Source organism: Pedococcus sp. P1_H8 (assembly GCF_056405175.1).
The window spans coordinates 256,147-279,612 of the sequence record NZ_JBFUCP010000002.1; the positions used below are offsets into that span (position 1 = coordinate 256,147).

The 23,466-nt window shown below is 70.4% G+C and carries 23 protein-coding genes; 8 read left to right on the top strand and 15 right to left on the bottom strand.

Annotation, left to right across the window (positions count from 1 at the left end):
- Nucleotides 1-25 precede the first annotated feature (25 nt).
- Nucleotides 26-1,249 carry a glycoside hydrolase family 15 gene (locus AC1DYG_RS03250; RefSeq protein WP_477638462.1) on the top strand — a complete coding sequence of 408 codons (1,224 nt, stop codon included), beginning with the start codon at nt 26-28 and terminating at the stop codon, nt 1,247-1,249.
- A gap of 5 nt (nt 1,250-1,254) precedes the next feature.
- On the opposite strand, the gene AC1DYG_RS03255 is transcribed toward AC1DYG_RS03250, so the two are convergent.
- A complete protein-coding gene (locus AC1DYG_RS03255; protein WP_477638463.1) occupies nt 1,255-1,677 on the bottom strand; it encodes an Lrp/AsnC family transcriptional regulator in 423 nt (140 codons plus the stop codon).
- A 48-nt stretch (nt 1,678-1,725) separates the two neighbouring features.
- On the opposite strand from AC1DYG_RS03255, the gene AC1DYG_RS03260 reads away from it, so the two are divergent.
- Nucleotides 1,726-2,721 carry a 5'-3' exonuclease gene (locus AC1DYG_RS03260; protein ID WP_477638464.1) on the top strand — a complete coding sequence of 332 codons (996 nt, stop codon included), beginning with the start codon at nt 1,726-1,728 and terminating at the stop codon, nt 2,719-2,721.
- Nucleotides 2,722-2,791: 70 nt separating this feature from the next.
- On the opposite strand, the gene AC1DYG_RS03265 is transcribed toward AC1DYG_RS03260, so the two are convergent.
- The 7 genes from AC1DYG_RS03265 to AC1DYG_RS03295 form a co-directional block, all read right to left on the bottom strand.
- Entirely contained in the window at nt 2,792-5,629 is a 2,838-nt protein-coding gene (locus AC1DYG_RS03265) for a DEAD/DEAH box helicase (protein WP_477638465.1), read from the bottom strand.
- Nucleotides 5,630-5,639: 10 nt separating this feature from the next.
- A complete protein-coding gene (locus AC1DYG_RS03270) occupies nt 5,640-6,560 on the bottom strand; it encodes a diacylglycerol/lipid kinase family protein (RefSeq protein ID WP_477638466.1) in 921 nt (306 codons plus the stop codon).
- 9 nt (nt 6,561-6,569) lie between these two features.
- Nucleotides 6,570-7,376: a twin-arginine translocase subunit TatC gene (gene tatC, locus AC1DYG_RS03275; protein ID WP_477638467.1), complete on the bottom strand. Its 807-nt coding sequence runs from the start codon at nt 7,374-7,376 to the stop codon at nt 6,570-6,572.
- A 33-nt stretch (nt 7,377-7,409) separates the two neighbouring features.
- On the bottom strand, nt 7,410-7,700 hold the full coding sequence (tatA, locus tag AC1DYG_RS03280) for a Sec-independent protein translocase subunit TatA (protein ID WP_477638468.1): 291 nt from the start codon (nt 7,698-7,700) through the stop codon (nt 7,410-7,412).
- A 73-nt stretch (nt 7,701-7,773) separates the two neighbouring features.
- Nucleotides 7,774-8,085, bottom strand: coding sequence for a hypothetical protein (locus AC1DYG_RS03285; protein ID WP_477638469.1), 312 nt, complete (start codon nt 8,083-8,085; stop codon nt 7,774-7,776).
- 10 nt (nt 8,086-8,095) lie between these two features.
- Complete coding sequence (locus AC1DYG_RS03290) at nt 8,096-9,109, bottom strand: helix-turn-helix transcriptional regulator (protein ID WP_477638470.1); 1,014 nt, start codon at nt 9,107-9,109, stop codon at nt 8,096-8,098.
- A complete protein-coding gene (locus tag AC1DYG_RS03295; protein ID WP_477638471.1) occupies nt 9,106-10,095 on the bottom strand; it encodes a helix-turn-helix transcriptional regulator in 990 nt (329 codons plus the stop codon). Before AC1DYG_RS03295 ends, AC1DYG_RS03290 begins: the two co-directional genes overlap by 4 nt.
- 52 nt (nt 10,096-10,147) lie before the next feature.
- On the opposite strand from AC1DYG_RS03295, the gene AC1DYG_RS03300 reads away from it, so the two are divergent.
- Nucleotides 10,148-11,272 (top strand): DUF3866 family protein, encoded by a 1,125-nt coding sequence (locus tag AC1DYG_RS03300; RefSeq protein ID WP_477638496.1) that lies wholly within the window; start codon nt 10,148-10,150, stop codon nt 11,270-11,272.
- An 87-nt stretch (nt 11,273-11,359) separates the two neighbouring features.
- On the opposite strand, the gene AC1DYG_RS03305 is transcribed toward AC1DYG_RS03300, so the two are convergent.
- The 3 genes from AC1DYG_RS03305 to pafA all read right to left on the bottom strand — a co-directional run bounded on the left by AC1DYG_RS03305 (nt 11,360) and on the right by pafA (nt 14,256).
- Nucleotides 11,360-11,746, bottom strand: coding sequence for an FKBP-type peptidyl-prolyl cis-trans isomerase (locus tag AC1DYG_RS03305; RefSeq protein ID WP_477638472.1), 387 nt, complete (start codon nt 11,744-11,746; stop codon nt 11,360-11,362).
- 55 nt (nt 11,747-11,801) lie between these two features.
- Nucleotides 11,802-12,749: an FKBP-type peptidyl-prolyl cis-trans isomerase gene (locus tag AC1DYG_RS03310; protein WP_477638473.1), complete on the bottom strand. Its 948-nt coding sequence runs from the start codon at nt 12,747-12,749 to the stop codon at nt 11,802-11,804.
- 139 nt (nt 12,750-12,888) lie between these two features.
- On the bottom strand, nt 12,889-14,256 hold the full coding sequence (gene pafA, locus AC1DYG_RS03315) for a Pup--protein ligase (protein WP_477638474.1): 1,368 nt from the start codon (nt 14,254-14,256) through the stop codon (nt 12,889-12,891).
- Nucleotides 14,257-14,320: 64 nt separating this feature from the next.
- On the opposite strand from pafA, the gene AC1DYG_RS03320 reads away from it, so the two are divergent.
- The 5 genes from AC1DYG_RS03320 (at nt 14,321) to AC1DYG_RS03340 (ending at nt 19,893) form a co-directional block, all read left to right on the top strand.
- A complete protein-coding gene (locus AC1DYG_RS03320) occupies nt 14,321-15,886 on the top strand; it encodes a coiled-coil domain-containing protein (protein ID WP_477638475.1) in 1,566 nt (521 codons plus the stop codon).
- Nucleotides 15,879-17,036 carry a hypothetical protein gene (locus tag AC1DYG_RS03325; RefSeq protein WP_477638476.1) on the top strand — a complete coding sequence of 386 codons (1,158 nt, stop codon included), beginning with the start codon at nt 15,879-15,881 and terminating at the stop codon, nt 17,034-17,036. The genes AC1DYG_RS03320 and AC1DYG_RS03325 overlap by 8 nt, the downstream gene beginning before the upstream one ends.
- A gap of 77 nt (nt 17,037-17,113) precedes the next feature.
- Nucleotides 17,114-18,106 carry an NAD-dependent epimerase/dehydratase family protein gene (locus tag AC1DYG_RS03330; protein ID WP_477638477.1) on the top strand — a complete coding sequence of 331 codons (993 nt, stop codon included), beginning with the start codon at nt 17,114-17,116 and terminating at the stop codon, nt 18,104-18,106.
- Nucleotides 18,107-18,257: 151 nt separating this feature from the next.
- A complete protein-coding gene (locus tag AC1DYG_RS03335; RefSeq protein WP_477638478.1) occupies nt 18,258-19,208 on the top strand; it encodes an alpha/beta fold hydrolase in 951 nt (316 codons plus the stop codon).
- Between the two features lie 49 nt (nt 19,209-19,257).
- On the top strand, nt 19,258-19,893 hold the full coding sequence (locus AC1DYG_RS03340) for a peroxiredoxin (protein WP_477638479.1): 636 nt from the start codon (nt 19,258-19,260) through the stop codon (nt 19,891-19,893).
- A gap of 56 nt (nt 19,894-19,949) precedes the next feature.
- Here the strand turns inward: AC1DYG_RS03340 and prcA are convergent, their stop codons facing one another.
- Genes prcA through dop form a run of 4 tightly spaced genes read right to left on the bottom strand, consistent with a single transcriptional unit; the run spans nt 19,950 to nt 23,393 of the window.
- Nucleotides 19,950-20,789, bottom strand: coding sequence for a proteasome subunit alpha (prcA, locus tag AC1DYG_RS03345; protein ID WP_477638480.1), 840 nt, complete (start codon nt 20,787-20,789; stop codon nt 19,950-19,952).
- On the bottom strand, nt 20,786-21,613 hold the full coding sequence (gene prcB, locus AC1DYG_RS03350) for a proteasome subunit beta (RefSeq protein WP_477638481.1): 828 nt from the start codon (nt 21,611-21,613) through the stop codon (nt 20,786-20,788). The genes prcA and prcB overlap by 4 nt, the downstream gene beginning before the upstream one ends.
- Nucleotides 21,610-21,816: a ubiquitin-like protein Pup gene (locus AC1DYG_RS03355; RefSeq protein ID WP_056914404.1), complete on the bottom strand. Its 207-nt coding sequence runs from the start codon at nt 21,814-21,816 to the stop codon at nt 21,610-21,612. Before AC1DYG_RS03355 ends, prcB begins: the two co-directional genes overlap by 4 nt.
- A gap of 59 nt (nt 21,817-21,875) precedes the next feature.
- Nucleotides 21,876-23,393 (bottom strand): depupylase/deamidase Dop, encoded by a 1,518-nt coding sequence (gene dop / locus AC1DYG_RS03360; RefSeq protein ID WP_477638482.1) that lies wholly within the window; start codon nt 23,391-23,393, stop codon nt 21,876-21,878.
- Between the last annotated feature and the right edge of the window lie 73 nt (nt 23,394-23,466).

The following is a 23,466-nucleotide window of genomic DNA, read 5'->3' on the forward strand; positions in this document are numbered from 1 at the left end:
CTGGCCCACCACTGGGGGGTGACACGTGAGCGCAACGCGGACACGGCCGCTCGGCATCCTGCTGCTCGCGGTCGTCCTGGTCGGTGCCGCCGCGGGACCCCGGGCGCACCTCCCGGAGGCAGACCTCATCACCGCATCCGGATACCGCTCACCCGAGGTGTATGCCGCGGGCGGGCACAGCAGGGCCGACCAGCTCTGGCTGGACACGGGGACCGTGCCCGGCGAGGGCACCCGTTGGGAGGACATGGCTCGGTGGGCGCTGGTCGACATCCGCTCGTTCCTGTCGTCGAACGGAACGGTGGCCGCCGGGCCTGGCGGGCCCTGGGGACACTTCTGGCCGCGAGACGGGTCGTTCGCGGCGGTCGCCCTGAGCATCAGCGGCCACGATCAGGAGGCTGCGTCGATCCTGGACCGTCTGGCTCGACTGGAGTTCGACCCGCTGCAGGGGTTCCAGGCTCGCTACGGGCTGGATGGGTCACCTCTGACCGACCGCCCCCGCCAGTCCGACGGGTGTGGCTGGGTGCTCTGGGCGATCGCGGGGGTGCGAGCCGCCGGCCCTACCGGCGTCCCGGCCACGGCGACCGGCCTCAGAGACCGCTGTGTGCGAGTCCTCACCACGTTGGTGGACTCGGGAAGCCGGCTCCCGCCTCCGTCACCGGACTACTGGGAGCTGCCGGTCGACCGCACCTCCCTGGGGACGGTGGCGCCGATGCTCGCCGGTCTGGCTGCCGCAGCCGATGACTACCGCGCCACAGGACAGCTGACCCAGGCCGTCACCACCGGGTTGGTCGCCTCCCGCTTGGGCCAGGTCGTCGCGCGCAGCTTCGGACCGGACTACGAGCGCTTCGGCCCGGAGGGGGGAGGCGTCGACGCGGCGGTGGCGATGCTGCTGCCTCCCTTCCAGCGTCCACCGGGAAGTCAGCTGGCCGACCATGCCGTGAGCCAGGCCTGGCTGCGCTACCAGCGCACGGCCCTGCGCCCGGCCGGCGGTCTGGCACCCGGCGCTGACTGGCCCAAGGACGACGGAGCGTCGTGGACGCCCGAGACCGCTCTGGTGGCGCTCACGGCCGCGGCCACCGCACGCGACGAAACAGCCACACGGTGGTTGAACTGGCTGGATGACCACCGCACGTCCTACGGATCCCTGCCCGAGAAGGTCACTCGCACCGGGCGCCCAGCCGGCCCCGCTCCGCTCGTGTGGACCTCGGCGCTGGCGCTGTTGACCCTCGACGAGCTGGACCCGCACTGAGGCGGCTACTCCCAGGGGGTCGAGAGCACCACCGTGGTGCGAGTGGCCACGTTGGCTGCAGAACGCACGCGAGCCAGCAGCACCTCGAGGTCGCCCGGAGTGCGGACCCTCGCCTTGAGGATGTAGTTCTCCTCCCCCGCGACCGAGTGGCAGGCCTCGAGCTCGGTGATGTCGCGCAGCCGGTCCGGGATGTCGTCGGGTGCAGCAGGATCCAGTGGTGAGATCGAGATGAAAGCAGTGAGCGGCAGGTCCAGCGCCGTGTAGTCGACGAGGGCGGCATACCCCTTGAGGACGCCGCGCTCCTCGAGCCGGCGCACCCGCTGGTGCACCGCCGAGGTGGACAGGCCCATGGCCTTGCCCAGGTCGGTGTAGCTCATCCGACCGTCAGCGCGCAGCAGGTCGACGATGCGTCGATCGAGGTCTTCCACGCCCACACCCTACTGAGGACTGAGGTGGGGAGTGGCAGCATGTCCGCCATGACCTCGCCCGACAGCTCCGGCCGTCTCATGCTGCTCGATTCCGCCTCGCTGTACTTCCGCGCGTTCTTCGGGGTGCCGGACCAGCGCAGCGATCCCTCGCAGCCACCGACCAACGCGATCCGGGGCTTCCTCGACATGATCGCCTCGCTCGTCACCACCCACCAGCCAACTCACCTTGCAGCCTGCTGGGACAACGACTGGCGACCGCAGTGGCGGGTGGACCTGCTGCCCAGCTATAAGGCCCACAGGGTGACCGAGGAGTCCCCGGCACCGGTGCCCAGCACCGTGCCGGACCAAGCCCACCCGGCCTCGGACGACACCGTCGCCGAAGAGGTCCCGGACGACCTGGCCCCCCAGGTGCCGGTCATCGTCGACGCGCTGGCGGCTCTGGGTATCGCCCGGCTGGGGGCCGACGGCTTCGAGGCCGACGACGTGATCGGCACTTTGGCCACCAGGTGGGGCGGCACCATGAAGGTTGACATCGTCACGGGAGATCGCGACCTCCTGCAGCTCGTCGACGACGCCCGAGGCGTCCGTGTTCTGTACACCGGCAAGGGCGGGGTGCGTGACCCCGACCTCGCGACCCAGGACTACCTGCGGGAGCGCTATGCCGTGGAGAGCGGTGACGCCTACCTGGACATGTCCGTCCTGCGCGGCGACACCAGCGACGGACTGCCCGGCGTCAAGGGCATCGGCGACAAGACCGCGGCTCAGCTCATCGCCGAGTACGGCTCGCTCGCCGGTCTTCGCGCGGCAGTCGACTCCGGAGCACCGGCCATCAAGGGAGCCCGTCGGACGAACCTCGAGGCGGCCGCGGCTTACCTCGATGTGGCCCCCACGGTGGTCCGGGTGACTCGCGATGCACCGGTCGACGGGGTGGACCTGGCGCTGCCGACAGAAGTGGCCGATCCGGTGCTGATGAGCAGGGTCGCCAGCGAGTTCGGGGTGACCAGCTCGTTCAACCGGGTGTTGTCGGCGCTGCGCATCGAGTAGTCGCGGCGTCAGGTGCGCCCTCCGTCCCGGAAACGGGGCCAACTGGCCGAGAGTCCGCGGGCAGGCGCGCTCAGTCGAGGCGGTCGGCTGCGACGACCCCACGCATCACGGCGTCGATGGCCCTGCGGGCGGTGGTGCGCAACGTGGGTTCCGGGGCAGCGTCGCCTATCTGGCCGAGCAGGTCGACGACCTGCTTGCACCGGCGCACGAAGTCACCGGCCGCCATGTCGGATCCTCGCAGCACCTCCTCCAGCTGACGACCGCTCGCCCACCGGTGCATCATCCAGACCATCCCGGCGTCAGGGTCACCAGTGAGTGGGAGCCCCAGCTCGCGTTCCCGGTCCTCCAGCACCGACCAGAGCCGGTTCATCTCGCGGACCGCCTCGGCGACGTCCTCGTTGGGCATCCGCGGCGATGGGTCGGTCTCGTCGCGTCGCGGCTCATGGATCAGGGCCGACACGATCGACGCCAGGCCTGCCGGGTCGAGCCGCTTCCACACCCCCAGCCGCAGGCACTCGGCGGCCAGCAGGTCCTTCTCGGTGTACAGCCGGCGCAGGTTCTCCCCCTGGGGCGTCACGAGGTCGCCGCTGTCGGACAGGTAGCCCATCTCCCCGAGCAGGGTGCAGATCCGGTCGAAGGTCCGGGCCACCGAGTTGGTGCGTCCCTCCACCTTGCGCTGCAGCCCGACCGTCTCGCGCTTGAGCCGCCACCACCGCTCAGCCCACCGGGCGTGGTCCTCGCGGTCGGGGCACTGGTGACAGGGGTGGGCCTTGAGCTGGCGGCGCAGCTCGGAGATGCGTTCGTCCTCGGCGCTGCCCGCGTATGCCGCGTGGTCGCGCGAGCGGCCGGGCGGCGGGTCGTAAGGGACGGCGATGCGCAGCGAGGTGGCCAGGTCGCGTCGGGCCTTGGGGCTCTTGGAGTTGAAGTGGGGCGGCACCTTGACGTGGGCGATCGGCTCCACGGGGGTCGGCACATCGACCAGTGACAGCTTGAGGAGCTGCTTGTCCTCGGTCACCACCGTCGGAGCCGGCACCTCGCCACGGTAGGACTTGGAGGGATGGACGACGACGGCATAGCCGGCCCGTCGGCCCGACGGGATCTTGATGACGTCACCGATCTTCAACGACTCCAGCGACACCGCCGCCTGCGCCCGGTTGCTCGCGGACCGGACCTTGGCGCCGTCCTTCTCGAGGCGCGCGATCTCGTGCCGCAGGGCGGCATACTCCTTGAAGTCGCCAAGGTGACAGGCCATCCCCTCGCCGTAGCCCTCGAGGCCCTCTTCGTTCTTGCGCACTGCCCGAGCCATGCCCACGACGGCGCGGTCGGCCTGGAACTGGGCGAAGGACGTCTCAAGGATCTCGCGGGCGGTCTCGCGCCCGACCTGGGCGACGAGGTTGACCGCCATGTTGTAGGTGGGCCGGAAAGACGACTTCAGCGGGTAGGTGCGGGTGGACGCGAGACCGGCGACGGCCAGCGGGTCCATCCCGCGGTTCCACTGGACCAGGGCATGGCCCTCGACGTCGATCCCGCGACGCCCGGCCCGTCCGGTCAGCTGGGTGTACTCGGCTGGGGTGATGTCGGCATGGGTCTCGCCGTTGAACTTCACGAGCTTCTCGATGACGACCGTGCGCGCCGGCATGTTGATGCCGAGCGCGAGGGTCTCCGTGGCGAAGACCGCCCGGATCCGCCCTGCCGTGAAGAGCTCCTCCACGATCTCGCGGAACGTCGGCAGCATCCCGGCATGGTGTGCGGCGAAGCCACGGGTCAAGCCGTCGACGAAATCCCAGTAGCCGAGCACCCCGAGGTCCTCGTCGGCCAGCGCCGAGACGCGCTCCTCGACGGTACGCCGGATCCGGTCGCCCTCGGCTTCGGTGATCAGCCGGACGCCGTCGCGCAGCAGCTGGCCGACGGCGGCCTCACACCCCACGCGGCTGAAGATGAAGGTGATCGCCGGCAGCAGCCCCTCGCGCTCGAGCCGCTGGACGACCTCGGAACGGGTCGCTCCCCCACCGGGACGACCGCCCGAGCTGCGTGCCATGCCGTGTCCGCCATGACCGCCCCCGGGACCGCGCGGCCCGCGGCCGCGTCCGCCTCGGCTGTGCCGGTCCGACTGCGAGCCGTGACGGGCGCCGTCGTCCCAGCGCCCGCGCTGCTCGAAAGTGCGAATCGCCTGCAACAGCTCGGGATTCACCCGGGTCGCGTCGACCCCGGTCACCGGCGCCGACGCCTCGTCGACAAACAGGTCATACATCGACTGGGACACCATCATGTGCTGCCACAGCGGCACGGGACGGTGTTCGGACACGATGATGTCGACCCCGCTGCGCACCTCCGACAGCCAGGCACCGAACTCCTCGGCGTTGCTCACCGTGGCGGACAGCGACACCACCTGGACGTCCTGCGGCAGGTGGATGATGACCTCCTCCCACACGGCGCCGCGGAACCGGTCGGCGAGGTAGTGCACCTCGTCCATCACCACGAAGCCGAGCCCGTGCAGGGTGGAGGACCCGGCATACATCATGTTGCGAAGCACCTCCGTCGTCATGACGACGACGGGTGCCTCACCGTTGATCGAGGAGTCACCGGTGAGCAGACCCACGTTCTTGGAGCCGTGCCGCTTCACGAGGTCGTTGTACTTCTGGTTGGACAGCGCCTTGATCGGGGTCGTGTAGAACGCCTTGCGCCCCGCGGCCAGGGCGAGGAAGACCGCGAACTCGCCGACGATCGTCTTGCCGGCCCCGGTGGGCGCCGCCACGAGGACACCACGGCCGGCCTCCACCGCCTCGCAGGCCTGCACCTGGAAGTCGTCGAGGGGAAAGTCCACCGTCGCCGCAAAGGCGGCCAACCGAGACTTCTCGTATGCCGCGCGGCTGGCGCTTGCGGCGAATCGCTCAGCGGGCGTCGACATGCTCCCGAGCCTACGTGGCGGCAGGCGCCAGCACCGTCACCGCGCCGGGGACCACCTCGACGGTGATCGGCAGCGGGGCGAACCGCTCCCCGTCGGCGTAGGCCATGATGCCCTCCGCCTCGAGCGTGACCGAGCGCCCCTGGATGATCTCGACGGCCGGGTGCGTGACGTGGGCGCCCTTGAAGACCTTCGGGAAGACCTTGAGGAACTCCACCGTGCTGATCTGGTGGAGGATCAGCACGTCGAGCAGTCCGTCGTCGAACCTGGCAGCGGGCAGGACCTGCATCCCGCCGCCGTAGCTGGGTCCGTTGCCCACCGCGACGAGCATGGCGCGGGTCTCGTGACGCACGCCGTCGACCGTCACGACGTAGGGAATCGCCTTGAACAGCGGGAGCTCGCGCAGGATCGCCAGGTTGTACCGCATGTTGCCCTTGGGCCACGGCCAGGTGTTGGCGCGCTCGTTGACGACCGAGTCGAAGCCGGCCCCGAGCACCCCCACGAACCAGTGCCGTCCCCCGTGGGCGTCGACGTGGCGAACGGCGTCGATGGTGCGGGGGATCCCCGTGGTGACCAGGTCGGCCGCACGCACCGGGTCGTGGACCGGGAGACCCAGCCCGCGGGCGACGTCGTTGCCGGTCCCCGCGGCGATGATGGCCAGCGTCGTCTTGGTCTCCGCGGCGAGGTCGACACCGAGGTGGACCATGCCGTCCCCGCCGACCACAGCGAGCACGTCCAGGCCCTGGGAGATGGCCCCGAGGGCGCGGTCACGCGCGGCGGCATACGACTCGTCGGACAGGTCCAGCACCTCGTGCCCGGCCGCCCGCATCCGGTGCGCCACCTCGATGCCGAGGGCCATCCCGCGGTTCTTGCCGGAGGTCGGGTTCACCACCAGGCCGATGCGCTTCTTGACGGTGGAGCTGTTCGGACTCACGCGCGGAGGCTACAGGGCCGAGGCCTCGTCGTCGGGCACCTCGGTCCACTTCGGCCGGTTCTTGCTGCGTCCACGCTCGATGAGCTTGCTGACCCCGATCGCGGCGACATAGAGGACGCACAGCGGGATGGCGAGCAGGAACATCGTGAAGGCGTCCGGTGTCGGCGTCGCGATGGCGGAGAGGACGAAGATCCCGAAGATGGCGGGGCGCCACGCCTTGATCATCGCCCTGGCCGGGAGGATGCCGATCGCATTCAGCGCGACCAGGAAGACGGGCAGCAGGAAGGCGAGCCCGAAGACGAGGATGAACCGGGTGACGAACGAGAAGTACTCGCTGACCTGCTGGATGTTCGACGCCCCAGGGGGCGTGAACCCGTAGAGGACCTCCAGCACCTTGGGCAGCACGTAGTAGGCCATCGAGCAGCCGGCGAGGAACAACGGCACCGTGGCACCGATGAAGGCCAGCGAGATCCGTCGCTCCTTCTTGGTGAGCCCGGGCACGATGAACGCCCACAGCTGGAACAGCCACACCGGGCTCGACACGACGATCCCGACGAAGATCGACAGGCTCACCTGCTGGGAGAAGGCGGCAGTGGCCGTGCCGAAGTTCAGGTCGATGACGCTCTCGGGGTTGGCTGCCTTGTAGTTGTTGAACGGTGCGGCCAGCCTGCCGTAGACCTGCGGGTAGATGATCCAGCCGAGCACGCCACCCAGGAGGATGGTCACCGCGGAGATCAGGAAGCGTCGTCGGAGCTCGCGCAGGTGATCGCCGAGCGACATGCGCCCGTCGGGGTTGCGGGCACGCCGGAACGCCATCGTCGAGGTGACTGGTGCGGTCGTCGGTCCGGGCTAGGAGGCGCCGGAGGAGTTGTCCGTGCGGGGACTGTTGTCCTCACGGATCGGGCCGGAGGGCTCGGGGGCGGTGGGAGCCTCAGGATCCTTGATGGCCTCGCCCTTGACGGTGTCGCTGCTCGCCGCGGACTTGCCGTCGGTCTTCATCTCCTGCACCTCGGACTTGAAGATGCGCATCGACCGGCCGATGGAGCGGGCAGCGTCGGGGAGCCGCTTGAAGCCGAAGAGCACGACGAGGAGCACGAGCAGGATGATGATGTGCCAACCCTCAAACAATCCGCGACCCATGTGACTCATTCCTCTCGACCACGTCGTGGCCACTGTGACGGTGCTGCCCTGGCCTGTGCCGGGCGTGTTGTCCTCAGTCTAGGTGTCTGGCCCAGCTGGGGCGGCGCGCGGCCTGACGGGCGCGCCGCTGCTGCTTCAACGAGGCGCGGGTGGCATCGCGTTCCCTGCGCAGCTGGCGGGGGTCCCCGAACACGTCGGGTTGCGGCGCAGGAGGGCTCTGTCCGAGCCTGCTCGTCTCCGCCTGGAGGGCGGCAACGGTCTCGGAGGAACGGCGCACCTCAGCGGTCAGTTCCTTGAACTGTCCCCAGACACCCCACGCCCGGGTCGCCAAGTAGGCCGCCGCGATCACCACGAGCAGCACCCAGATGAGGACCCACCACCACACGGCGTCGACCCTACCCGCCCGTGGTGGGTGGGTCCGCGTCCGCACCGTATGCCGCGAGGGCGGCCTCGGCGCCTTCGCTCACCGCCTGGGCGACCTCGGGAGGCGACACGACGGTGCCGCGTCCGCCCAGCCGCCAGAGCAGTCGGCGAAGCCAGAGCGTGTCGGCGGTGCGCAGCGTGACGGTCTGGGACCCGTCGGCGGCCGTCTCGACGGACTCGGTCGGGTAGTAGTCGCTGACCCACGTGGCCCCGGGCTGCAGTCGCAGCGTGACGAGCGTGTCGTCGGGTCGCGGGGTGAATGCGCCGGCATCGAGGTCGCGCAGCTGGGCATCGGCAGGGGGTGTCCCGTCGACATCGAGGACGTCAAGGCGCGAGATGCGGTCCATCCGGAAGGTGCGCGTGTCCTGGGCCAGGTGGCACCATCCCTCGAGGTACCACCGCGAGTCCAGGTTGACCACCCGCATGGGGTCGACGTCGCGCTCGGTGGCCTCGTCGCGGCTCGGCACGAGATAGCGCAGGTGCACGCGACGGTGCCCCTCGACGGCCCGGCGGGCATCGGCGAGCAGGTCCGCCTCCACGCCCTCGCTGATCGCGACCTCGACCCGGGCAGCGGCCTCGGCGCTGGCCCCTGTGGCCTGTTCGAGCTTGGCCATGGCGCGCTCGATGGCGTCACGCTCCCCCAGCCCGGGCACGGCGGCCAGGGCACGCAGTCCGACCATCAGGGTCAGTGCCTCGTCGCGCCCGAGCCGCAACGGGCGGGCGATGGTGTCGGCGTTGGTGACGAACACCCTGCCGCTCTCCCACTGCGCGTCGATCAGCTCGTCGGGCATCTGGCCGTAGCCGCAGAGGTAGAGCAACCGGAGGTCGGTCTCGAGCTGGTCCACGGTGATCCCCAGCTCGGTGGCCGCCCGGGAGAGGTCGATCCCCTGTCGGGCGACCAGCCAGGGCACCATCGTGAGCAGTCGCGCGAGCCGGTCGGTGGCGGTCTCGGGGACGGTCCTGGCCTTCTTGGGCGGAGGGGTCATGCGGCACCGCCGACGTGGGCGGCCAGCGCGCCGCGCAGCTGTTCGACCACGAGCTCACGCACCTCGGGTGGCGACAGCACGACGACGTCGGCGCCGTAGCCGCTCACCTCGTCGGCCAGCGCGTCGTCGTCGGTGAACGGCACCTCGAGCTCGGTCCACTCCCCCGCCTCGGCCGTGCTGGTCGCCCGCCGACGAAGCGAGTTGCCCCTGTCAGCGCGGACCGTGACAGCCGCGGTGCGGGTGGGCTGGTCGCCCACAGTGGCGCGGATCATCTCCTGCGCGCGGTGGTCGGCCGGCACGGCATACGGCTGGGCCTTCTTGACCTCGGCGACGTCGCCGTCGATCCGCGACAGGCGGAAGACCCGCGGCGCCTCGCGGTCGAGGTCGAAACCGGTGAGGTACCAGCGGCCGTGCCAGGAGGCGAGTCCCCACGGTTGGACGGTGCGCGCGTTGACGTCGCCCTGACCACCGGTGCGATAGCCGAAGGTGATGGTGCGCTGACCGACGACAGCGTTCTTGACCGGCTCGAAGGCGGGTTCGCTGGTGCCCAGGCGGGGTTCGATCCCGATGAGGGAGTCGCCGTCGCGTTCGATCCCCGCCGCCTTGAGCTTGCGCAGCGCCTGGGCGGCCGGACCGGCCAGGGAGGCGTGCGCCCAGGTGCGGCTCGCCAGGCCGAGCACGGCGAGCTCGTCGGGTTCGAAGGAGATGTCCGGCAGGGCGTACTCACGCTGGTCGATCCGGTAGCCGACCTCGTCGTCCCAGGCCCCGCCGATGTCCTCGGTGACGAGGGGGATGCCGAGCTCGCGCAGCTCGTCCTTGTCGCGCTCGAACATCCGGTCGAAGGCCTCGTCGCTCGTGGCGTCGCCGTACTGCGGGACGACGGCCCGGATCCGCGACTTGGGCAGGGGGCGGCGGGTGTAGAGCAGGCACAGCACGAGGTTGAGCAGGCGCTCGGTCTTGGCCGCCGGACCGGTGGGTGAACTCACCCGCCCGACGCTACCCGAGTGCAAGGCACGCCCCGTGGCTAGTCTGCGTGTCGTGATGCAGTGGCGCGAGGGAACGGTCGAGCAGGTGCGTGGCCGGTGGCCGGGCGCGGTGGAGTATGCCGTGCGGCTGGGTGGCGGCGACCCCGGCACCAACGCCGATGGCACCCTCGTGCGGGCGCTGGCCTACACCGCGCTGGTGGGCGAGCCAGAGGTCGGTGATCGGGTGCTGCTCAACGCCTCGGCGCTGCTGCGCGGTCTCGGGACCGGTGGGCTGGCGTTCATCGTCGCCGCGCCGGAACGCTTGCCCAGCGATCCAGAGACGTCCGCCGGACACATCGTCAAGGCCCGCTACACGCCCCAGCAGCAGATGTTCATGGCTGTCGACGAGCAGGACAGCCCGCACCACGACGTCATGACCGGCACGCTGGCCGCCGCGGGCGACCTGCTCGGCATGCCCGTGGTCGTGGCCGACCTCCACTCGGCGCTGCCCGCGATCCTCGCCGGGATCAGGGTGGACCGACCCGAGGCGCGGGTCGTCTACCTCATGACCGACGGTGGTGCCCTGCCGATCGCGTTCTCCCGCAACGTCGCGACCCTCACCGAGCACGGCTGGCTGGCCGGCACCGTGACCGTCGGCCAGGCCTACGGCGGCGAGCACGAGGCGGTCACCCTGCACTCAGGTCTGCTCGCGGCCAAGCACGTTCTCGGCGCCGACATCGCCGTGGTCATCCAGGGGCCGGGCAACGTCGGCACGGGCACCCCCTGGGGCTATACGGGGGTCGCGGCGGGCGAGGCGCTCAACGCCGTCAGCACGCTCGGCGGGCGTGGCGTGGCCGCGCTGCGGGTCTCGGACGCCGATCCCAGGGAACGACACCGCGGGATCTCCCACCACAGCACCACGGCCTACGGACGCATCTGCCTGGTCTCCGCGGATGTTCCGCTTCCCACGACGGGCGACGAGTTCGGTGCCCTGGTCGCCGACCAGGCGCACACCCTCGCGCGCACCGCGCAAGGGGCCCTCACGGTCCGCGGCGTCGACCCGGACGGGCTCGATGCGGCCCTGCGAGCCACTCCCGTCCGGCTGTCGACGATGGGCCGTGGCCTCGACGAGGACCACGCAGCCTTCCTGTACAGCGCAGCAGCCGGCCGCCACGCCGCGCACCTTTATCGGGTTTAGGGACAAAGTTGCGCCTCACCCGAGTTCGGTTCCGGGGTGAGGCGCAACATTGTTGGGTGAAGCTGCGTCTGGCAGCGACCGGGTTGGTCAGCGGACGTCCACCAGGTCGACGACGAAGACCAGGGTCTCGCCCGGCTTGATCGCGCCGCCGGCGCCACGGTCGCCATAGGCCAGGTGCGCGGGGATGACGAGCTTGCGACGGCCGCCGACCTTCATGCCGACGATGCCCTCGTCCCAGCCGCGGATGACCTGGCCGACGCCGAGGCGGAAGTCCAGGGGTGCGCCTCGGTTCCACGAGGCGTCGAACTCCTCGCCGGTGGAGTGGGCCACTCCGACGTAGTGCGCCGAGATGGTGTCACCCGCGCCGGCCTCCTGGCCGTCGCCCTCGGCGAGGTCCTCGATGACCAGCTCGGTCGGGGCGGCGTCGCCGGGGAAGTCGATCTCGGGCTTGGTGGTGTTGGGGTCAAAACCCATGGGACTGCTCCTTCGGAGGTGGGAACTAGGGGTGGGTGGTGCGGTGGTGCGTGGCTCAGAAGGCCGCGAGGATGTCGACCACGAAGACAAGCGTGTCGGTGCCGCTGATCTTCGGCGGGCTGCCGGCCGCGCCGTAGCCGTCGGCCGGCGGGACGATCATCAGGACGCGGCTGCCGACGGTCTTGCCGACCAGCTGGGTGTCCCACGCCTTGATGACCTGCTGGGTGCCGATCGAGGTCTCGAAGTACTTGTTCGGTGCCTTGGCGGAGGAGTCGAAGACCGACCCGTCCTTCCAGAGCGCGCCGGTGTAGGTCACGCGGATCGTCTGGCCCGCCTGTACCTTCGCGCCGGAACCCTCGATGAGGAGCTGACCGACGGTCTTGGTCGGCGGCTTGGCGCCCTTCGGGATCGTGATCTGGGCGGTCTCGTTGCCCTCGACCTTCACCGTGGGCAGCCCGGCGGCCGGCTTGACCTCCTTGCCCTCGGCGGAGGCCAGCGGCTTGGTCGCCGACAGGACGTCCATGAGGAACACGACGGTGTCGGTCCCGCCGACCTTGATCTCGGTGTTGCCCTGGGTGCCGAAGGCGTCCTTGGGCGGCATGGCGACGAGGACCCGTGATCCGATCTTCTGGTTCAGCAGCCCCTTCTTGAGGCCGGGCAGCAGGTCAGCGGCACCGAGGTTGAGGCCGAGGTTCTGCTTGCCGAAGTTCGTGTCGAGCACCGATGAGTCCTTGCCGTTGAGCAGGACGTACTTGAGGCTGACGATCTCGTCACCCTTGACCGGTGCTCCGGTGCCGGCCTTGACGACCCGGGTCGTGGTCTCGGTCACCGAGAGGGGCTTGGGGTTGACCGTCACCGTGGGGGCCGTGGTGTCGCTGCCGCCTGTCACCGTGATCTTGTCGAGCACGGACGGCTGGGCGTCCTTGGAGTCACCGCAGCCGGTGAGGGCCAAGGTCGCGGCCAGGGCGACCGCCGTGAGGGCGGGAAAACGACGCAGATGCACGATGAAGAAACCTTCGCTGGGAGCGGGAACCAGCGACCACCATAACCGTGGCCGCTGGCAATGCCCGATTCGTCGGTATGCCGCCCAGGGCGCCATCCGGTGCGCGCCGGGTATGCCGCCAACGCGGCATACCCCACGGTCACCCGCGCATGCCCTCGATCAGGCGGTCCACACGGGCGTCCACCGCCGCGAACGGGTCCTTGCACAGCACGGTGCGCTGGGCCTGGTCGTTGAGCTTGAGGTGCACCCAGTCGACGGTGAAGTCGCGGCGGTGCTCCTGCGCGGCCCTGATGAAGTCGCCGCGCAGCTTGGCCCGGGTGGTCTGCGGGGGCACGGTCTTGGCCTCGAAGACCTCCGGGTCGGTGGTGATGCGGGCCGCGCGACCGTGCTTCTGCAGCACGTAGAAGACTCCCCGCTCACGGTTGACGTCGTGGTAGGCGAGGTCGAGCTGGGCGATCCGGGGGTGTTCCATCGGCAGGTCGTGCTTGGCCATGTAGCCGGCGATCAGCTTGTGCTTGATGACCCAGTCGATCTCGGTGTCGACCAGGCCGAGGTTGCCGGTGTCGACGGCCCGGATGGTCCGCTCCCACAGGTCGAGGACCTGCTTGTGGATCGGGTCCTCGAGACCCTCGCGGTCGGCGAAGGCCTGGGCCCGCTCGAGGTACTCGGTCTGGATCTGGAGGGCGGAGAGCTCACGACCGTTGGACAGCCGAACCGTCTTGCGCCCGGTCATGTCGTGACTCATCTCACGGATCGCCCGGATCGGGTTCTCGAGCGTCAGGTCGCGCACGACCATGCCGGCCTCGATCATCCGCAGCACCAGATCGGCGGACCCGACCTTGAGCATGGTCGTGGTCTCGCTCATGTTGGAGTCGCCGACGATGACGTGCAGGCGGCGGTAGCGCTCGGCGTCGGCGTGCGGCTCGTCGCGCGTGTTGATGATGGGGCGGCTGCGGGTGGTCGCCGACGACACGCCCTCCCAGATGTGGTCGGCCCGCTGGCTCACGCAGTAGGTCGCGCCCTTGGACGTCGTGACCACCTTGCCGGCGCCACACGTGATCTGACGACTGACGAGAAAGGGGATGAGCACGTCGGAGAGCTGCTGGAACTCCCCTGCCCGCCCGACGAGGAAGTTCTCGTGGCAGCCGTAGGAGTTGCCCGCGGAGTCGGTGTTGTTCTTGAAGACGTAGATCTCGCCCTCGATGCCCTCCTCGGCCAGCCGGTCCTGGGCGTCGGCAACCAGGCCCTCGATGATCCGCTCCCCCGCCTTGTCGTGCACGACGAGCTGACGGACGTGGTCGCACTCCGGGGTGGCGTACTCAGGGTGCGAGCCGACGTCGAGGTAGAGCCGACTGCCGTTGGAGAGGAAGACGTTCGACGAGCGCCCCCACGAGACGACCTTGCGGAACAGGTAGCGCGCCACCTCGTCCGGGGTGAGGCGGCGTTGACCCTCGAACGTGCACGTGATGCCGTACTCGTTCTCGATCCCGAAGATCCGCCGGTCCATGACCACACTCTAGGCTTCCGGGGTCTCGGGCTGCGGGTGACGCCACGCGTGGGAAGATGGGCACATGCCCGACGCCCACGCAACGGACGCGGGGACCCGTGTCGCCGGTACGGCCACCACCCAGGTGGGCGACCTGACGCGGCACACCCAGTCCATCCTCGAACGTGCCCAGGCCTATGCCGACGCGATGCGAGCCGAGACCGACCAGGTCCTGGCTGCTGCGCGCGCCGAGGCCGCCAGCATCCGCGAAGAAGTCCAGCGCCTCCTCGACGACGCCGAGCGCCAGCACGCCGACGCCGTCCGTGACCGCGAGCAGGCCGGTCGTGCCCTCGCCGAAGCGACCCGCGAGGCGGAGTCGCTGGTCGAGGACGCCACCGAGCAGGCGTCCATGCTGACGCAGTCCGCGACCCGCACCAGTGACGAAGCCGTCACCTCTGCACGGGCCGAGGCCTCCGCCGCCCTGGACGAGGCCCACGCTCGTGCCGATGCACTGCGGGCCGGCGCACAGACCGACTACGACGCAGCGATGCAGCGGTATGCCGCGCACGAGGCCGAGCGCGACGCAGCGTTCGCTGCGGGCGTGGAGAAGATGGACGCGCACTTCGCGGAGCGCGACGAGCGGGAGAAGGCCGCCCGTGCCGCCTTGCTCGAGGAGGCCACGGCTGCGGCCGCGAAGGTTCGTGAGGATGCTCAGGTCGAGGCGGAGCGCACGATGGGCGCCGCCGCGATCCACCAGGAGGAGACCGCTGGCCAGGCCGCGGCACTGCTCGAACAGTCCCGCGCCGACGCCCAGGAGCGTGTGGACCGCGCCCACTCCGAGGCGGGCGAGATCATGACCCAGGCCGAGGAGCACCTCAAGTGGGGCCAGGACACGGTGCGCCGGATCCTCGACGAGGGCGAGGCCGAGGTCAGCCGGATGCGCAAGGAGACCCACCGCGAGCTGGCCGCACGGATGCGCTCTCGCCGTCAGCTGATCCAGACAGCCCTGGCCCAGACCGCCCACCGTGCCCGGTCCGAACGCGAGTCAGCCCGACTCGAGTCCGACAGCCTCCGCGCCCAGGCCGAGGCCGTGATGGCTGCGGCCCAGTCCCAGGCCGAGCGCACCACTGCGGCAGCCGCCGCGGAGGCCGAACGCGTGCGGGCGAGCGCGGCCGAGACCGAACGCGCAGCCGACGAGCGTGCAGCGCGCCGGCTCGACGAGGCGGACAAGGCGGCTCGCCTCGTCCGGGAGCGCACCGCCCAGGAGATCGAGCGCCTCCAGCGAGAGACCCACGAGTCGCACCGCCAGGCGCGAGAGGAGCTCGTGACCACGACGGCTGCAGCACGCGCCGATGCCGACCGGGTGCGTGAGGAGGCACGGGCCATGCTCGAGCGCGCCCGCTCCGAGGTCGCAGCCCTCGCCTCCCGACGGCAGGACATCACCACGCAGCTCGGTCACCTCTCCGGGGTGATCGAGGCGCTCTCCGTGCCGGAGCGGGTTGCCGACACCCCCTCCGAACCACCCACGACCGACACCCCTGACCGCGACGCCCCCGACGCCTCTGATACGTCTGAGCCCGACACCCTCGACACCGACACTCCCACCGACGAAGACCCCTCCCCCCACCAAGAACGGACCGACCATGAGTGACACCAGTTCCTTCCGCAGCGTCCTGCGCGGCTACGACCCGGCCCAGGTCGACCAGTGGCGTGCCGAACATGCCGGCGCGCTGGACCAGGCGCGGCAGGAGGCCGCCGAACGCACCGTCGAGGTCAGCGAGCTTCGCGCGGCGCTCGCTCGCGTCGAGGAGGAACAGGCCGGGACCGCCCGGACGCTGGCCAGCCTCAAGGAGGAGCACAACAAGGCGGCGGCTCCCACCTATGCGAACCTCGGCGAGCGGATCGGTACCATCCTCGGCCTCGCCGACGAGGAGGCAGCCGAGATCCGCAGCAATGCGAAGACCGACGCCGACACCCTCAAGGGCACGACCACTCTCGAGGCCGACCGGGTCCGGGCCGAGGCAGACCGCTACGCCGAGGACGTCCGGACCAAGGCCGAGGCCCAGGCCACCCAGGTCGTGGAGAAGGCCAAGCAGCAGGCCGACGCCATCCTCGACGATGCCGACCGTGAGGCCTCCGCCCGTCGCGAGGAGGCCGAGGCGTTCTACGAGCACCAGCGCGCCCGGGCCGCCTCGGCCGCCGCGGACTTCGAGGCCACCCTCGGCCAGCGCCGCGACAAGGCCGCAGCAGAGTTCTCCGCACAGATGGCCGCGCACGAGACCGCACTCACCCAGGCCCAGGAGCGTGCCGAGACCCTGGCCAGCGAGAGTGAGCGGGCCCACGCCGACAGCCTCAGCGAGAGCCAGCGCGCCCTCGACGCCGCCAAGGCCGAGGCTGAGCAGCTCGTCAGCGCTGCCCGTGAGCAGGCCGAGCGCATCCGTCGCGACTCCGAGCGCGAGCTCTCCGCCGCGACGGCGCGACGCGACAGCATCACGGCGCAGCTGAGCAACGTCCGGCAGATGCTGGCAACCCTCGGTGGGGGCGCCATCGCCGAGGCGTTCGGTGACCACGACGAGCCGGCCGCGCAGCCGGCCCCCGTGGCTGACGAATCCGGTTCCGCGAACGAGCAGGGCGACGCCGACACCACCGACGACGAGCTCGACCCGGCCGCCGAGGGTGCGGTCGACCAGTCCGACTCGGAAGACGCCGACGCGGACGAGGACACCGCCGACGACCAGGATGACGCGGACGAGGCGGACGCCGACGCCGACCTCGACGAACGCGCCAGCACCCGCGCCTGAGTCGGTGCGGGGCTCCCCCGCTACGCCGTCAGCACAACTTCTCGACATGCCCCCACGCCCGCTGGTTGCGTGGGGGCATGTCGCTGCTCGTCCTCGGTGGGACCGCCTGGCTCGGTCGTGAGGTGGTCGCTGCTGCCCGCGCCCTCGGGCAGGACGTCACCGTCCTGGCTCGGGGGGTTTCCGGCGCCCCGCCACCCGGCGTCGAGGTGGTGCAGGCAGACCGTGGCAACCCCGCGGCATACGACCGCGTGCGTGATCGCGACTGGGACGTCGTCGTCGACGTCTCCCGGCAACCCAGCCACGTCACCAGCGCCCTCGGTGCGCTGGCTGCGCACGCGGCCTCGTGGGTGTTCGTGTCCTCCGCGTCGGTCTACGCCACCCAGGACGTCACGGGAGCCGACGAGAGCGCCGAGCTGGTGCCGCCTCACCCGGCCGACGACGAGGGCTGGGAGACCTATGGCGGGCGCAAGGTCGCCTGTGAGCGCAGCATCCTCGAGCAGGTGGGCGACAGAGCGCTCGTCGCGCGGTCGGGGTTGATCGCCGGGCCCGGTGACCACACCGACCGCACCGGCTACTGGCCCCTACGGTTCGCCCACCCGGCCAGTCCCGACGGAGCCGTGCTGGTGCCGGACAGTGAGGTGCCCACCCAGGTCCTGGACGTCCGCGACCTGGCCGGGTGGCTCGTGCGGGCGGGCCTGGACCGGGCCACCGGGGTGGTCAACGCGAGTGGCCCGGTGATCCCGCTCGGCGACCACCTCGAGACGGCCCGGGCCGTCGCGGGTCACGGTGGCGAGACCGTGCGGGTGGACCAGGACTGGCTCGCTGCCCACGAGGTGGAGCCGTGGTCCGGGGAGCGGAGCCTGCCCCTGTGGCTGCCGGTGCCGGAGTATGCCGGGTTCATGGCTCGCAGCACCGTCGCCGCCGAAGCCTTGGGCCTCACGAGCCGACCCCTTGCCGAGACGCTCACCGACACCCTCGCGTGGGAGGTCGCGTCCGGCCCGGGCCGGGTCCGCAAGGCTGGCCTGAGCGTGGTGGACGAGGTCAACCTGCTCGCCGCCGCACGCGCCTAGTCCGACCAGGCCGCGGCGGGTGGCCGGCGCCTCCCTGTAGGTGGTGCGTGGGCACACCCGCGCCCCGTCGATGTGGGCAGGGCCGCCATGTCGCCCGTGACCCTGCCTGCGTAGCGTCGCTGCCCCGACGTACCACTGGACTGGGGGGACCGTGCTGGACCAGCGCACCAAACGCGTTCCCGTCGACGGCGGCGACCTCGTGGTGCACGTCCTCACCGAGGCTCCTCCCGCAGCGCCCACCGTCGTGGCCCTGCACAGCATCTCCTCGAACGCGCTGGCCTGGGTGCCCGTCGCCCGCCTCCTGGCCGGACGGGTCACCCTGATCGCACCGGACATGCGCGGCCGTGCCGAGAGCGCAGCCCTGCGGTCGACCGGGCTGGCCGACCACGTCGTCGACGTCGTGCGGGTGCTCGACCACTTCGGTCTCGAGTCGGCGACCCTCGCCGGTCATGCCATGGGTGGCTTCGCCGCCGCACTGACCGCGGCCACGCACCCCGAGCGGGTGGGCGGCGTGGTGCTCGTGGACGGGGGTCTCGCGTTTCCCTCCCCCGGCAACGTTGTTGATGCGATCGGTGACGTCGACGAGGTGCTGCACAGCATCATCGGGCCCGCGATGGACCGCCTGTCGATGACCTTCGAGGACGAGGCGGCCTACCTGCGCCACTGGGCCGCCCATCCGGCCATGGGACCGCTGCTGGACTCCCCGGCCGGCGCCGACCTCACCGCCTACTTGCTGCACGACCTGGTCGGACGGCCGGGGGCCATGCGGTCGACGAGCTCGCTGGAGTGTGTCCGAGCGGACTGGGCCGACCTGATGAGCGACCCCGCGACGCTGAGCGCCGTGCACACCCTCCAGTGCCGAGCCCACCTGCTCTGGGCCTCCCGAGGACCGCTCGACCAGGACCAGGGCCTCTACTCGACCGAGCAGATCGCACGCGCCCGGCTGCCCGACGACATCGCGGTCACCGGTCTGGCTGGAGACCACTACGGCGTCCTGCTCGAACCCGCCGCCGTGGGCGTGATCGCCGAGGCTGTCCAGCGCCTTGCTGGTGCCGCCGGCGTACCAACATCCGGACGGGACATCCACACCTCGGTCAAGTAACGGCATGTTTGGTCTCGACAAACTTCGCGTTACCGTTGAGAGGACCGTCATGGCCACGCTGCGACTGGGCGACGACGCCCCCGACTTCACTGCCGAGACCACCGAGGGCGAGTTGACCTTCCACGACTGGAAGGGGGACGGCTGGGCCGTGCTGTTCAGCCACCCCGCCGACTTCACCCCGGTGTGCACGACCGAGCTCGGCCGCGTCGCCCAGCTCAAGGACGAGTGGGCCGCCCGCAACACCAAGGTGCTCGCCGTGTCGGTCGACGCGCTCGAGGACCACACCGCCTGGAAGGCCGACATCGAGGAGGTCTCCGGTGCCGCCGTGGACTACCCGATCGTCGCCGACAAGGACCGCCAGGTCGCCGAGCTCTACGACATGATCCATCCCGGCGCTGGAGACACGTCCGCCGTCCGCTCGGTCTTCCTCATCGACCCGGTGGGCAAGGTGCGCCTCTCCCTGACCTACCCCAAGAGCGCTGGCCGCAACTTCGACGAGATCCTGCGCGCGCTGGACGCCTTGCAGGTCAACGACTCCGGCCCGTTCTCCACCCCGGCCGACTGGAAGGCCGGCGAGCGGATCATCGTCGCGCCCACCGTCACCACCGAGGACGCGCAGGCCCGGTTCAAGGGCGTCGAGGTCGTGAAGCCCTACCTGCGCTACGCCGAGGCACCCAGCACCTGAGCGCCTGTTCGCGAGCACGGATGCCGCGTCGACCCTTCTCGGGGTCGGCGCGGCTGCTATTCCTGGGGGCGCTGCGTCTGCGGGTTGCTGGACTCGTCGCGGGGCGTCCCCTCACCCGTCAGGGTGTCGTGGCGGCCCGGCGTCGGGTCGTCCTCGGCGGGGGCGTCGCTCGTCGGGTCCTCGGTGCTGAGCAGCGCATCCAGCAGTCCCCCGCCGATCCGGCGGAAGGTCCGCCGGGGCCGCTCGCGGTCGAGCACTGCGACCTCGAGCTGAGCCGCCGTCAGGGTCCGCGGAGTGCCACCGGCTGGGCTTGCCGCGCCGGCCGGGTCCTGCCCGAGCAGCTCGACGGCGAGACTGAGGGCGTCGGCGAGCGACAACCCGGGAGTCCAGCGATCCTTCAGCGCGGTCTCGATGGGCTCCGCCGCGCCACCCATGGCGACGAAGCCGAGCTCGTCGGCCACCGAACCGTCGTAGGTCAGTCGGTAGATCTGGTCCTCGTCCGCGGTGCCGCCCACCTCCGCGACGACGATCTCCACCTCGTAGGGCTTGGACTCCTGGGTGAAAACCGTCCCCAGAGTCTGGGCGTAGGCGTTGGCCAGACCGCGAGCGGTCACGTCGGTGCGGTCGTAGGAGTAGCCGCGCAGATCGGCATACCGGACACCGGCGACGCGGAGGTTCTCGAACTCGTTGTACTTGCCAACGGCAGCGAACGCGATGCGGTCGTAGATCTCGGAGACCTTGTGCAGGGCCCGCGACGGGTTCTCGGCGACGAACGCGATCCCCTTGTCGTAGCCGAGCACGACGACCGACCGACCGCGCGCGATTCCCTTGCGGGCGTAGTCAGCCCGGTCCTTCATGAGCTGCTCGGGCGAGACGTAGAACGGCATGCTGCTCATCGGGCACCTCCCGGGTTGCCCTGACGGGCGGCGATGACGGCTTCGACGACCGTGCGCAGGTCGTCGTCGCCGACGAACCGCACACCCTCGGGTCCCACGACGGCAACGGTCGGCCAGATCCGCCGGCCGACATCGGGTCCACCGGTGGCGGAGTCGTCGTCGGCGGCGTCGTAGAGCGCCTCGACGACCACGCTCACGACCGCGTCGGCCGACAGCCCCGGTCGCCAGACCTTCTTGAGCGCGCCGCGGGCGAACAGCGATCCCGAGCCGACGCTGTGGTGGTCGTGCTCCTCGTAGCAACCGCCGGTCACGTCGTAGGAGAAGATCCGGCCGAGCTGGCGGTCGAGGTCGTAGCCGGCGAACAGCGGCACCACCGACAGGCCCTGCATGGCCATGCCGAGGTTGGACCGGATCATCGAGGCGAGCCGGTTGGCCTTCCCCTCGAGCGACAGCAGCGTCCCCTCGATCTTCTCGTAGTGCTCGAGCTCGACCTGGAAGAGCTTGACCAGCTCGATCGCGATGCCGGCAGTCCCCGCGATGCCGACGGCGGAGTACTCGTCGCCGGCGAAGACCTTCTCCATGTCGCGGTTGGCGATGATGTTGCCCATCGTCGCCCGGCGGTCACCGGCCATCACCACACCACCGTCGAAGGTGGCCGTGACGATGGTGGTGCCGTGCGGGGCCTCGAGCGTGCTGCCCGGGGGCAGGACGCGTCGTGAGGGCAACAGCTGGGGGGCGTGGGCACCGACGAAGTCGGTAAACGAGGACGACCCCGCGCTGAGGTATGCCGCGGGGAGCTTCCCCGCGTCGCCGCCAGTGGTCACTGCCCGCCCTTCTGGACGAAGCCGCGGACGAACTCCTCCGCGTTGGACTCCAGGACGCCGTCGATCTCGTCGAGGACGCTGTCGATGTCGGAGTCGAGGTTCTCCTTGCGGGCCGTGGCCTCGGGCGCCGCGGGAGTGGGCTCAGGGGCCTCGTCGGGAGCATCGTCGCGTCGCTGTGGTCGGCTCTGCTCTTGGCTGGGCATTGGCGGGACCTCTCACTCGTGACTCTCGACAGACTGCTGCACTTGAACCTAGTCCGAACCTATCCCGATGCGGACGCCAACTCACGCAAGAGGGTGGCAGCGTCCGGACTGCGGTCAAGCAGCGGACCGACGGTCGCCTTGGTGCCCCGCAGCGGTTCGAGCATCGGAACCCGCTGGAGCGAGGTCTGGCCCGGGATGTCGAAGATGACCGAGTCCCAGGACGCGGCCGCGATCTGGTCGGGGTACTTCTCCAGGCACTTCCCGCGGAAGTAGGCCCGGGTGTCCACCGGCGGCTCGTGGACGGCGTCGAGCACGACGTCCTCGGTCACCAGCTCCTCGAACCGACCGGCGGCCCGCAGCTTGTGGAAGATCCCCTTGTCCGGGCGCACGTCGGACCACTGGATGTCGATGGCCCGCAGCCGCGAGTCCGTCCAGTCGAGCCCATCGCGGTCGATGTAGCCCTGCAGGACCTGCTGCTTGGCCACCCAGTCCAGCTCACGCGAGGCCTCGCGTGGGTCACGCTCGAGTCGGTCCAGGATGATCGCCCACCACCGCATGACCTCGGCGGTGTCGCTGTCGAGCTCACCGGCATACCGCTGTCGCAGGTAGCGCTCTGCGAGCTCGTGGTAGCGCCAGAGCAGCTGGACCGCGGTGAGCTTGGTGCCGTCGCGGAGCTCGATCATGCTCGTGCAGGTCGGGTCGTGGCTGACCGCCTGCAGGGTCGCGACCGGCCGGGCCACCGTGAGGTCGAGGTCGATGGCACGGTCCTCGATCATGGCGAGCACCAGCGACGTGGTGCCGAGCTTGAGCAGGTTGGCGACGTCGCAGTGGTTGGCGTCCCCGATGATGACGTGCAGACGCCGGTAGAGGTCGGCCACGGCGTGCGGCTCGTCACGGGTGTTGATGATCGGTCGCTTGAGGGTCGTCTCCAGGCCCACCTCGACCTCGAAGAAGTCGCTGCGCTGGCTCAGCTGGTAGCCGGCGGTGCGCGAGTCCTGGCCGATGCCGACCCTGCCGGAACCGGTGATGACCTGACGTGCGACGAAGAACGGCACGAGGTGCCGGACGATGTCGGTGAACGGTGTCTCGCGACGCATCAGGTAGTTCTCGTGGGTGCCGTAGGACTGGCCCTTGCCGTCGGTGTTGTTCTTGTACAGGTTCACCCCGGGCGGGACGTGGGAGAGCCGGCGTACCGACTCGGCCATGATCGCCTCGCCGGCCCGGTCGAAGGCGACCGCAGCCCGGGGTGAGGTCACCTCGGGTGAGGAGTACTCCGGGTGCGCGTGGTCGACGTACAGCCGGGCGCCGTTGGTCAGCACGACGTTGGCCAGGGTGGGGTCCTCCTCGTCCGTGAGCTGGCTCGCGTCGGCGACGCCTCGCCCCATCTCGAAACCACGCGCATCCCGCAGTGGTGCCTCGTCGGCGTAGTCCCACGACGCATGGGCGGCCCTGATCCCCTGAGCCGACGCATAGGCGTTGACCACCTGTCCCGACAGGATCATCGGGTTGGCGGCCGGGTCCCCGGGCACCGAGATGCCGTACTCGGTCTCGATCCCCATCACCCTGCGGACCGTCATACGTGGCTCACGCTCATGGACTCACCCTAGGTGAGACGCGTCCGACCAGCCCCGCAGCCACAGGTATGCCGCG

Coding starts and splice junctions, on each gene's coding strand:
- dop (WP_477638482.1), bottom strand. CDS start 23,393: ATGACGGTCCGCAGGGTGATGGGGATCGAGACCGAGTACGGCATCTCG.
- AC1DYG_RS03290 (WP_477638470.1), bottom strand. CDS start 9,109: ATGACCCCTCCGCCCAAGAAGGCCAGGACCGTCCCCGAGACCGCCACC.
- tatA (WP_477638468.1), bottom strand. CDS start 7,700: ATGGGTCGCGGATTGTTTGAGGGTTGGCACATCATCATCCTGCTCGTG.
- AC1DYG_RS03260 (WP_477638464.1), top strand. CDS start 1,726: ATGACCTCGCCCGACAGCTCCGGCCGTCTCATGCTGCTCGATTCCGCC.
- AC1DYG_RS03330 (WP_477638477.1), top strand. CDS start 17,114: ATGTCGCTGCTCGTCCTCGGTGGGACCGCCTGGCTCGGTCGTGAGGTG.
- AC1DYG_RS03340 (WP_477638479.1), top strand. CDS start 19,258: ATGGCCACGCTGCGACTGGGCGACGACGCCCCCGACTTCACTGCCGAG.
- AC1DYG_RS03325 (WP_477638476.1), top strand. CDS start 15,879: ATGAGTGACACCAGTTCCTTCCGCAGCGTCCTGCGCGGCTACGACCCG.
- AC1DYG_RS03265 (WP_477638465.1), bottom strand. CDS start 5,629: ATGTCGACGCCCGCTGAGCGATTCGCCGCAAGCGCCAGCCGCGCGGCA.
- pafA (WP_477638474.1), bottom strand. CDS start 14,256: ATGGACCGGCGGATCTTCGGGATCGAGAACGAGTACGGCATCACGTGC.
- AC1DYG_RS03320 (WP_477638475.1), top strand. CDS start 14,321: ATGCCCGACGCCCACGCAACGGACGCGGGGACCCGTGTCGCCGGTACG.
- AC1DYG_RS03305 (WP_477638472.1), bottom strand. CDS start 11,746: ATGGGTTTTGACCCCAACACCACCAAGCCCGAGATCGACTTCCCCGGC.
- AC1DYG_RS03355 (WP_056914404.1), bottom strand. CDS start 21,816: ATGCCCAGCCAAGAGCAGAGCCGACCACAGCGACGCGACGATGCTCCC.
- prcA (WP_477638480.1), bottom strand. CDS start 20,789: ATGAGCAGCATGCCGTTCTACGTCTCGCCCGAGCAGCTCATGAAGGAC.
- tatC (WP_477638467.1), bottom strand. CDS start 7,376: ATGGCGTTCCGGCGTGCCCGCAACCCCGACGGGCGCATGTCGCTCGGC.